The organism is Kitasatospora sp. NPDC048239 (assembly GCF_043202015.1).
Lineage (GTDB): Bacteria > Actinomycetota > Actinomycetes > Streptomycetales > Streptomycetaceae > Kitasatospora.
In genome coordinates this window covers 263,092-272,106 of record NZ_JBICZP010000008.1, presented here as the reverse complement: position 1 = coordinate 272,106, position 9,015 = coordinate 263,092, and the positions used below count along the sequence as shown (strand labels likewise).

Below are 9,015 nucleotides of genomic sequence, written 5' to 3'. Positions count from 1 at the left end.
TTTATCTCCCGCCACCGCTTCGAGCACCAGGTCGACGCCGCCGTACGGCAGCTCCTCGCCGACGGCGTCGAGATCAGCGAGCGGACACCAGGGCCCACCCCCGCCGACTCCATTGAGGCCTGCCCAACCAGCCCCGTCGGCCGGTGGCATCAGGCCCCACCCCCGCCACCCTTCGCAACCCCTGTCTACGGCCCAGGGCCTGTCGAACAGTGGGGCGAGCCTGGCTTTCCGCGTACCCGCCCGGCTACTTGCGCTCTCGGAGGACGCCGTGCGGCTGAACTGGCAGTTCGCCAGAAAGGAAAACGCCTGACAGGCAGGTCGTGTACGCGCCAGGATGAGCCCGCCGGTTGTACAACTACGCAGAACCAGAGTCCCAGGGAGCATCGTGGAGCCTCTACAGTTCATCGGGATCATCTCCAACACGCCAGAGGTTGACTCGCCGACCATCTGGCGCGACCCGGAGAACGGTGACCTGCTCATCCAGTCCTACAAGGCCAGCGATGAGGACTTGAGCCGCTGCAAGGAGGTTGGTTCGGTCCCTGGGCACTCGACTGACGTGCCCGACCACGAGACCGTGATCCGCCTCCCGGAAGAAATGATCAAGTTCATCGTGGACCTCGCCGCAAGGCTGGCCACTCAAGAGGACGAGAGGGAGTAGCGTGGCCAACCCGATCGCCACGGCCATGGCAGAGGCCAGGTTCTCTGCCGTGCACCTGGAGATGCGCGACAACTACACGCCGAACGACCCGCAGTTCCAGCGCTATCGGGAGGGTCTTCGCTACAACCCGGACGACCGGCCGGAGTGGTTCCAGTACTGGACCAACTTCGCTGGAGAGGCGATTGACCGTGGCGTGATCATGCGTCGGGCTCGCATCGTCTCCGAGCCGGTCACGGAGTACATCCGCTACGAGCACCACGTGACATTCCTGAACGTGGCTATCGGCGAGCAGGTTCGCTGGCTTCCGCGCCGGTCGGCGGCAGACATCGCTCTGCCCGGGACTGACTTGTGGATGTTCGACGACTCCAAGATCATGTTCACCTTTTTCTCAGGCGACGGGGATGTGGTGGACCGGGAGTGGACCACCGAGCCTGACGTCGTTCAGCTCGTAAAGAGCGCCTTCGAGACCGTGTGGCATAGGGCGACGCCGCACAAGGACTACGTGCTTAAGTAGCCGTACGAGATGCGCACCTCCCGCTCATCGAGCGTTCAGCAGGCCCGGAAGGCTCTAGCCGAACGGCTTAAGGAGATTCGGAGGGACTCCGGGCTCACCGGGCCTGCTCTCGCCCTCGCATGCGGTTGGAGCAAGTCGAAGTGCTCCCGCATCGAGAACGCGATCACCGCACCTTCCGAGCAGGACATCAGGGATTGGTGTCGAGCGTGCGGCGCAGACGACTGCGCCGCAGACCTGGTGGCTTCCCTTCGCTCGGTGGAGACCATGTTCACCGAATGGCGACGCATGGAGCGGAGCGGACTCAAACGCGCCCAAGAGATGGTCCTGCCTTTGTACGAGCGAACCACGCGGTTCCGGGCGTACACACCTGGCATCCTGCACGGGCTCCTACAGACCCGGGACTACACCCGCTCGGTACTCCAAGCCACCCAACGCCGTCGTGTTGCCGTGGACGACGTGGAAGAGGCCGTGCAGGTGCGTATGGAGCGACAGGAGATCCTGAGAGACCACGGGAAGACCTTCGCCTTCATCATCGAAGAGGCATGCCTGCACCACGGCCTCGGCGGCACGGAGGTAGCCGCCGGCCAACTCACCCACCTGATCGCCGTCGCGTCCCTGGCGAACGTGAGCCTGGGGATCGTTCCGAGGGGCTATTTGCGTCACTCGATGCACGTCGAAGCGTTCTCGCTCTACGACTCGTCACGGGCCAACGTCGAACTCGTCTCCGGGTACCTCCAGATCACACAGCCTTCCGAGGTGGCCATGTATGTCAGCCGGTTCGCGGAACTGTCCACAGATGCCGTGCACGGCGCTGCCGCTCGCGCCCTGATCACAGAGGCGATTGACTCTCTCGGGTGACTGCGTTGCAACTACGTGCAACTTGCTGGAGAGCGTCTGGCTGAAACTCCTACGGTCTATCACGCACCCCCCACCGCCACGGCGAAGGAGGACAGACCGATGGCGAGACGTAACCCCGAGCGTGAGTACCGCGAGGTCGTGACCGGCCCAGCGAAGCACGAGCTGAACCAGCCCAAGGCCGACTGGAACCCGCTGGACGACTACCTGGCGGCCAACGCCTCGCGCAGTGCCCCCTCCGGGGGCTCGCTGATACAGCGCGACGCCGTGCGTTCCACCTGCCCCTGCTCGGATTGCGCGGCTTACCGAACGGCCGGGTGACCTCGTGGCCATCCGCCAGGGTATGGAACCGCCGCCGTCGTGCCCGGCCTGCTTCCTCCAGACGATGTATGACTCCCCGTCGCCCACCGACGACACCTGGGGCTGCGGCATCTGCGGGCGCTACGGCTTCCTACTGCCGGCCGAGTACGCCACAGCTCCAACGACCCCTACCCGCAGATGGTCCTCCTGACCGACTTGGAGTCCGCGGAGTGAGTACCCCGCCGCCGCCCGTCCGCGTGACCACGCCGCTGCCCGTCCGAGCGGGTACCCCGCCGCCGCCCGTCCGGATCACGGGCGAGGGGATGGTCGTGGACCGCCCCGACGGCTACCGGCAAGGGACCTGCTGGGCCTGCCACCGGGAGACGTTGGTCTGCGCGGGCACCATGCTCCAGGCCCCCGGCGAGACCGAGGGCATCTGCCACTCGATCTGTGACGACTGCATCGACCGTGCCCGTCGGCCCCAGCGCCGCGCCGCGATGCGGGCCGCGCTCGACAAGCGCCCGGCGTAGGCCGCCGTGGACGACGGCCGGGAGGAGTACCGCGAGGCTGCCGACCGGACCGCCCGTGGACTCCCGACGCCGCTGCCGGTCGCCATCGCCCAGACGGTCGCGCTGGTCCTGCTGGCGGTCGTGGCAACCGCGCTCATCACCTCCGGCCGCTACTGACCGCCACCCCTGTGCCCCCGGTCGCCATGAACTCCCGGCCCGTCGTGAAGCTTCTTACGGGCCGGGGCACCACGCACGACTGCTCGCGCGCACCCGGGCGGGCAGAGCCAACCCGATTGGAGAGGCACGTGAGCACCGCCACCATCACCGGCTCCACCGTGGAGCTGGACGAGCTGGGCAAGTTCTTCAGGATCACCGCGCGGCGGATCGACGCGGGCGAGACCGCGCCGCAGATGTTCTCCGCCGCGATCGACGCGGCGTGGCACACCCTCGTCGCGGACCCCGCCGCGCACGACGCGTTCGCGCTCCGGCACGCCGGCCGCAAGCTGGAGCACGTCGAGATGCAGGGCTTCGGGCCCATCGCCTGGGTGGCCGCGTACGAGGAGGCGTACGGCCCCCTGCCGGAGGTGTGGTTCACCGACGCCGACGGCACCGTGAACACCGAAGCCCTCGCCCAGTACCGGGAGACCGGCACCGTCACCGCCGAGTGGGACTGCGGCCCCAAGCCCGGCCCCGGCGACGGCGACGACCTGACCTCGGCGGCTTCCTACCTGTGATCACAGCACCGTTCGACGGACCGTCCCGGCCCACCGCCGGGGCGCTCCGCCTCACCGAGGCCCGGACGGAGAACCCCGCCAGCGTCGACGTGGACGGCTACCTCGCTGGGCTGTACGAGCACTGCCCGTTCCTGCGCCCTTCCACCCGACGGGGCATGGCCGGGTGGACCGTCTACGAGATCACCCCGGGTAGCCATCGGTACGCGGTGGAAGCGGAGTTGTTCCACGCCGGGGTCCAGGCAGCAGAGTGGGTCCGCCCGCTCATGGGCCGCCCGTACGGTGTCCTCGCATGCGAGAACATCGTGCTGGTCGGGCAGTGCGAGGGGGCGGACCACCGTGAGCTGATGGCGTGGCCGCACTGGGCGTTGAAGAACTTGTACGCCCAGGTCGGCATCATGTTCGGGAAGTTCGCCCAAGGCGCGGCCGAGACCGGCCGGCGCGGCCAGAGCATCCCGCCACCGCCGTTCTCGTTCCTCCCGGTGCGGGCGGGCGTTCGGCCGCTGGACCCGAAGTTTCTGGAGGCGACACCCGACCTCGCCATGGCACTGTCCGTGGCGGCCGACGACGGCGGGGACGTCTTCGAGCACATCCCCTGCGAGTGGAAGGCGGTACGAGAATGGGCGAGTTCCCTTCCGAGGCCAGAGCAGCACTGACGGCGGCGGAGGCCGACTGCGGGCCGCTGGAGCTGGAGGAGATCAGCGACCGGCGGGGCTCGGCGGTGTGGAAGGCCAGCGGCCCGCGCGGGGTGGTGAGCATCAAGCTCGGCACCGGCGAGGCCGCCGAGGTCACCGCTCGCGAAGCCTCCGTGTTAGACCAGCTCCCCGACTACACCGTGACCGTCGGCCACTTCGACGGCGGGGTCTGGTTCGTCACCCCGTGGCTGGCCGGACCGTCCACCTGGGACGTCTTCCGCCCCGTCCGCAGGGACGAGGGTGGGAGGGAGGAAGCCCTCGCTGCTGCGGTCGCCCTATGCCGCGTGGTGGCCGACCTGCACGCCAACGATTGGGTGCACGGGGACCTCCAGCCCCAGCACGGCATCCACACCGAGGACGGCGTCCGCCTCCTGGACTTCGCGTGGTCCCGGCGGCTCGGCATCACCCCCTGGTCGACGTTCGACGGCACGATGATCCACCTCACCGCGCCCGAACTGGCCGCCCGGATCATCAACGGCCCTCAACCTGTTGAGACCACGCAGACCGCCGACGTCTATGCCCTCGCCGGAACCCTGTTGACCTGCATCACCGGCCGCTGGCCGCTGGACTACGAGGCTGGCGGAATCGGCAGCGACGCCCCGGTGGAGGACAAGCGCAAGGCCATCGCCCACCGCGCCGCACCCCTGGCCACCTCGCTGCCCTGGCCGTCCCTCCAAGCACGCCTGCGCCACGTGCTGCTGGCCGCCCCCGACGAACGGCCGACTGCCGCTGAGCTGACCGGGCTCGTGAAGGCGGCGGACGCGTGATCGAGCTGCGGGAGCTGGTCCCCGGCGACGCCGACGCCCTACTGCGCATTTACAGCGCGGAGGCGACGAAGTACCTGGGCAGGGCCCCGATGGACGCCGCCGAGGCCCGATCCTACGCCCGCACCATCGCAGCCTCCGCAGCGCAGAGCCCGCGCCCGCTGTACACCCTCGGGCTGGTCGCGGCCGGCGACCTCCTCGGAGTCGTCAAGCTCCACTTGGACCGGCCCGTCGCCGCGATCAGCTACATCCTGCGACCGGATGCTTGGGGCCGGGGACACGCCACCGAGGGCGTCCGCAAAGTTCTCGCCCTGGCCTTCGGCCTCCTCGGGCTGCCGGAGGTCAGCGCCAAGCACCACCCGGACAACCCCGCCTCCGGCCGCGTCCTAGTGAAGGCCGGGTTCGCACCGACCGCAGAGCACGCCGGGTTCCTCACCTACACCATCCGGCCGCCATCGGTCGCCAGCTCGTCCCCGTACAACCGGAGCACCCCATGGAACGCGCTGTCCTTGTCCTCGCCCTGCCCGTCTACGCCGTGACCGGCGTCCGGTACTACCGCACGCCCCGGGATGCCGCGGACCTCGGCACGCTCCGGTGCGCCCGCGTCGGCGACCGGCGAACGGTGGAGGTCTGGCAGAAGGGTCTGGGGTTCAAGGTCCAGGTCTTCGACACGTACTGGCCAACTCGCGCCCCCGCCGCCCTCAACCCCCAGCGGCGGGCACGCCCCCGCCCTGTGACTGCCCCCGCGGCCACAGGGCGGGGGTCCTTCTCAACCCGGAGGACTCCCATGTGGGCCAACACCGAGCCCGACCGGCAGGCCATGCTCAAGAAGCCCGTGATCGCCGCCTTGCCCGCCATTGCCCGCCGCTACGAGTCGGGTGTGGGCATGAGGATCATCGGCACGATGTACGGCTGCGATCCGAACTGGCTCCGCGACCAGATGCTCAAGGCCGACCACCGCGTCCGGCCGTTGGACGAGGCCACCGGAATGCGCCCCACGGCCCCGCTGCCCTGGTCGCCGATACGGCTTCCGGGGCGGAAGACGATGCCGTGAGCCCCCGGTGCAAGGGCAGTGCGTTCCTCCAGGCGGTGGCCCAGAGCAACTCGCAGGGCAGTGAGAGCAGTTCTGGGCCGTACCGCGGGTTGAGCCACAGTCGCAGCGGGCGCACGTGCAGGCCTGGCCCGCGGGGGAAGCGGGCGACCCAGGAGTCCGGCGTGACCCGGTGCGTCAGGTACCCCTCGGGCCGCCTGTGCGGCTTCGCGGCGTAGGGGTTCAGCGGACCGTCGACGTCCAGGAACAGGAGCGGCCGCAAGGACCGCGGCCCGCCGGGCGGTGGTGCGGCGGCTCGGCGGGTTGCGGCATACCGGCATCCTGGCGCGGGGTGCCATCGGGGGCCACCGTTTTTCGGTGGGCGCGGGTGCCGCGGTGCGGCACCCGCGTGGTCGACCGGGGTTGCTCAGCCGAACTGCAGCGGGTGGCCCGGGGCGAGCGCCTCGGAGATCCGGCTCGCGATGGTGTCGGCGGAGTTGACGTCCGGCGAGTCCGGGCCCTTGGTCACGGAGACCGCGATGGCCAGCCGGTCGCAGGGCAGGTAGGCCTGGATGGCCGCGAAGCCGGTGAAGGAGGGGTTCTGGAGGACCCAGTCGTTCACCACGATCGCGGTGAACCCGAAGTGCTTCTGTTCGGTGTTCACCAGGCAGATCTCCGCCGGGCAGGTCTTGGTCGCACCGCCCAGGCCCACCGTGCCGGGGTTCAGCAGCTCCTGGTAGGAGTGCGGTGAGAGCAGCTCACCGGCGCCGATGCCCACCGCCGAGCGGGCCAGGTCGCAGATGTCGGTGGTGATGACCGCCCCGGGGACGGTGGTCCAGGACGGGTTCCAGAAGGTGGACTCCTCGTAGATGCCCCGATCGGAGGTGAAGGCGTGCAGGACGGGCGCCGGGATCTCGGGGGTGGTGCCGTCGAAGGTCTCGTGCAGGCCGAGCGGGCGGTAGATCCGCTCGTGGAGCAGGCGGTCCAGCGGGGTGCCGGTGATCTTCTCCAGGGCCTGGCCGAGCAGCACGAAGTTGGCGTGCGAGTAGCTCCAGTTGGTGCCCGGGTCGTACCAGCGCGGCCGGGCGAGCGCGATGTCCAGCACCTCCTGCGGCGTCCACTGCCGGAAGGGCGCCGCGTAGAGCGCGGCGAGGAAGTCCGGGTCGGTGACGTAGTCGGCGATCCCGGTGGTGGAGCTGCCCAGCATCCGCAGGGTGATCTCGTCGCCGTGCGGGAGGTCGGGCAGCCAGCGCGCGACCGGGTCGTCGAGGCTCACCACCCCCTCGTCGACGAGCTGGAGGAGGGCGGTGCCCATGAAGGCGATGCCCACCGAGCCGGCCCGGAAGTGCATCGCCGGCTCGGCCGGTACGCCGGTCATCGACTCGCCGAGCCCGGCGGTGACCAGCTCGCGGCCGTCCTGGGTGACGCGCAGGATCACCGACTTGAGATCCAGCTCCTGCTTGGCCTGCCCGGCGATCCGCAGCACCTCGGCGGCCGGGCCGCCGTCGGGTGGCGGCGAGGCGACGCAGGGCCGGTGCGGTGCTCCCTCGGGGGCGGCGGCAACCTCCGGACCGGTGGCGGTCGCGGGGCCGGCGCCGGCCGTGACCTGGAAGCTCGCCGCGGTGAGCAGGGCCGCGCAGAGCGCGGTGGTGAGGCGGGTACGTGTCATGGCCGCAGTGTCCGGGCCCGGCGTCCCGGGCCGGGTCGACGCCGCCCCGACCCGCCCGGGGATCACCCGTAGTGCTCCACCCAGCGTCTCAGGGCCCTGTCGTAACGGGCGGCCGAACCGGGCAGGATCGCGGTGATCGGCAGCCACTCCTCCCCGGGGTCCGGCGCGAAGGGGCTCGGCGCCCAGGAGGCGAGGATCCGGCCGTCCTCCACCTCGGCCACCCAGCCGAGGAAGTCCCGCCCGTCGGCGAGCGAGAAGCCCACCTTCTCCGCACTGTCCAGGCAGTGGTCGAGGAACTCCCGAAGCGCTCGTGAATCCGACACCGCGTCAGCATAGCCCGGCGTCAGCACCCCGGCCCGGCCCCGGCGCCCGGCCCAGCGCCCGACGGCAGCGCGTCTGCCTGGCCCTGGCGCACCCGGGTTGCGACGGGCCTGGTTGCGTCCGGCGGCGCCGACCACGCTGGGGTCCATGAGCAACCCCACCTCCTCCCCGGGCACCTTCCACGACTTCCACGACCGCGTCGTCCTGATCACCGGCGGCACCAGCGGGATGGGCCTGGCCACCGCCCGCCTGCTCCTGGAGCGCGGCGCCCACGTCGTCATCACCGGCCGCGACCAGGACCGCCTCGACCGGGCGGCCGAGCGGCTGACCGGGAGCCCGTCCACGCCCGGCGGACGCCTGCTGACCGTCCGGGCGGACGTGGCCGTCCGAGCCGGCCTCGACCGGCTGACCGCGACGATCCGGGACCGCCACGGGCGGCTGGACGGCGTCTTCGCCAACGCGGGTGTCGGGATCTTCCAGCGCGGCTGCGACGTCACCGAGCAGGACTTCGACCACACCGTGGACGTGAACTTCAAGGGCGTCTTCTTCACCATCCAGCAGGCCCTGCCCCTGCTGGACGCGGCCGGCGGCGGCTCCGTCGTGATCAACGCCTCCTGGACGCTGCACCGCGGTATGGCCGAGGCACCCGTGTACGCGGCCACCAAGGCCGCCGTCCACAACCTCGCCCGGACCCTGTCGAGCGACCTCGCCCCGCGCGGGATCCGGGTGAACTCGGTCAGCCCCGGCTACATCGTCACGGAGATGTTCGAGGCGCTCATCCCGGACGACCCCGCCGTGTACGAGGGCATCCGCGCCCGGATCCCGCTGGGGCGGCTGGGCCGGGCCGAGGACGTCACCGAGGCGGTGGCCTTCCTGCTCTCGCCCGCCTCCTCCTACATCACCGCCCAGGACCTCGCCGTCGACGGCGGCCTGGTCAACGCCCTCCCGGCCTGACCTCCGGCCGCCGTC

14 protein-coding genes and 1 pseudogene are annotated in these 9,015 nt (G+C 70.5%); 12 read left to right on the top strand and 3 right to left on the bottom strand.

Translation table 11 applies throughout. The features are described from left to right. Positions 1-385: 385 nt before the first annotated feature. From ACGFZP_RS23265 to ACGFZP_RS23215, 11 genes are all read left to right on the top strand, one after another. Complete coding sequence (locus ACGFZP_RS23265) at positions 386-658, top strand: hypothetical protein (RefSeq protein WP_266301549.1); 273 nt, start codon at positions 386-388, stop codon at positions 656-658. Position 659: 1 nt separating this feature from the next. Further along, entirely contained in the window at positions 660-1,172 is a 513-nt protein-coding gene (locus tag ACGFZP_RS23260) for a DUF6879 family protein (protein WP_392936061.1), read from the top strand. Between the two features lie 9 nt (positions 1,173-1,181). Continuing rightward, positions 1,182-2,030, top strand: coding sequence for a helix-turn-helix domain-containing protein (locus ACGFZP_RS23255; RefSeq protein WP_392936059.1), 849 nt, complete (start codon positions 1,182-1,184; stop codon positions 2,028-2,030). 99 nt (positions 2,031-2,129) lie between these two features. Then, a complete protein-coding gene (locus ACGFZP_RS23250; protein WP_392936057.1) occupies positions 2,130-2,348 on the top strand; it encodes a hypothetical protein in 219 nt (72 codons plus the stop codon). A 209-nt stretch (positions 2,349-2,557) separates the two neighbouring features. Then, complete coding sequence (locus ACGFZP_RS23245; RefSeq protein WP_392936055.1) at positions 2,558-2,857, top strand: hypothetical protein; 300 nt, start codon at positions 2,558-2,560, stop codon at positions 2,855-2,857. Between the two features lie 6 nt (positions 2,858-2,863). Then, complete coding sequence (locus tag ACGFZP_RS23240) at positions 2,864-3,013, top strand: hypothetical protein (protein WP_392936052.1); 150 nt, start codon at positions 2,864-2,866, stop codon at positions 3,011-3,013. A gap of 128 nt (positions 3,014-3,141) precedes the next feature. Beyond that, positions 3,142-3,570 (top strand): hypothetical protein, encoded by a 429-nt coding sequence (locus ACGFZP_RS23235; RefSeq protein WP_392936050.1) that lies wholly within the window; start codon positions 3,142-3,144, stop codon positions 3,568-3,570. After that, positions 3,567-4,223 (top strand): hypothetical protein, encoded by a 657-nt coding sequence (locus tag ACGFZP_RS23230; protein WP_392936049.1) that lies wholly within the window; start codon positions 3,567-3,569, stop codon positions 4,221-4,223. Before ACGFZP_RS23235 ends, ACGFZP_RS23230 begins: the two co-directional genes overlap by 4 nt. Further along, positions 4,187-5,029 (top strand): hypothetical protein, encoded by an 843-nt coding sequence (locus tag ACGFZP_RS23225; RefSeq protein WP_392936047.1) that lies wholly within the window; start codon positions 4,187-4,189, stop codon positions 5,027-5,029. Before ACGFZP_RS23230 ends, ACGFZP_RS23225 begins: the two co-directional genes overlap by 37 nt. Continuing rightward, a complete protein-coding gene (locus ACGFZP_RS23220; RefSeq protein WP_392936044.1) occupies positions 5,026-5,565 on the top strand; it encodes a GNAT family N-acetyltransferase in 540 nt (179 codons plus the stop codon). The genes ACGFZP_RS23225 and ACGFZP_RS23220 overlap by 4 nt, the downstream gene beginning before the upstream one ends. 248 nt (positions 5,566-5,813) lie before the next feature. Beyond that, positions 5,814-6,080, top strand: a complete 267-nt coding sequence (locus ACGFZP_RS23215) for a hypothetical protein (RefSeq protein WP_392936360.1) — start codon at positions 5,814-5,816, stop codon at positions 6,078-6,080. A gap of 28 nt (positions 6,081-6,108) precedes the next feature. Here the strand turns inward: ACGFZP_RS23215 and ACGFZP_RS23210 are convergent. The 3 genes and pseudogenes from ACGFZP_RS23210 to ACGFZP_RS23200 form a co-directional block, all read right to left on the bottom strand. After that, positions 6,109-6,339, bottom strand: a pseudogene (locus ACGFZP_RS23210) (hypothetical protein); the annotation flags it as partial. A gap of 144 nt (positions 6,340-6,483) precedes the next feature. Then, the gene (locus ACGFZP_RS23205) at positions 6,484-7,725 is read right to left on the bottom strand and encodes a serine hydrolase domain-containing protein (RefSeq protein ID WP_392936042.1); all 1,242 of its coding nucleotides are present in this window, start codon (positions 7,723-7,725) and stop codon (positions 6,484-6,486) included. 62 nt (positions 7,726-7,787) lie between these two features. Then, complete coding sequence (locus ACGFZP_RS23200) at positions 7,788-8,048, bottom strand: hypothetical protein (protein WP_392936040.1); 261 nt, start codon at positions 8,046-8,048, stop codon at positions 7,788-7,790. Between the two features lie 145 nt (positions 8,049-8,193). Between ACGFZP_RS23200 and ACGFZP_RS23195 the strand changes: the two genes are divergently transcribed. Continuing rightward, the gene (locus ACGFZP_RS23195; protein WP_392936038.1) at positions 8,194-9,000 is read left to right on the top strand and encodes an SDR family NAD(P)-dependent oxidoreductase; all 807 of its coding nucleotides are present in this window, start codon (positions 8,194-8,196) and stop codon (positions 8,998-9,000) included. Positions 9,001-9,015: the final 15 nt, after the last annotated feature.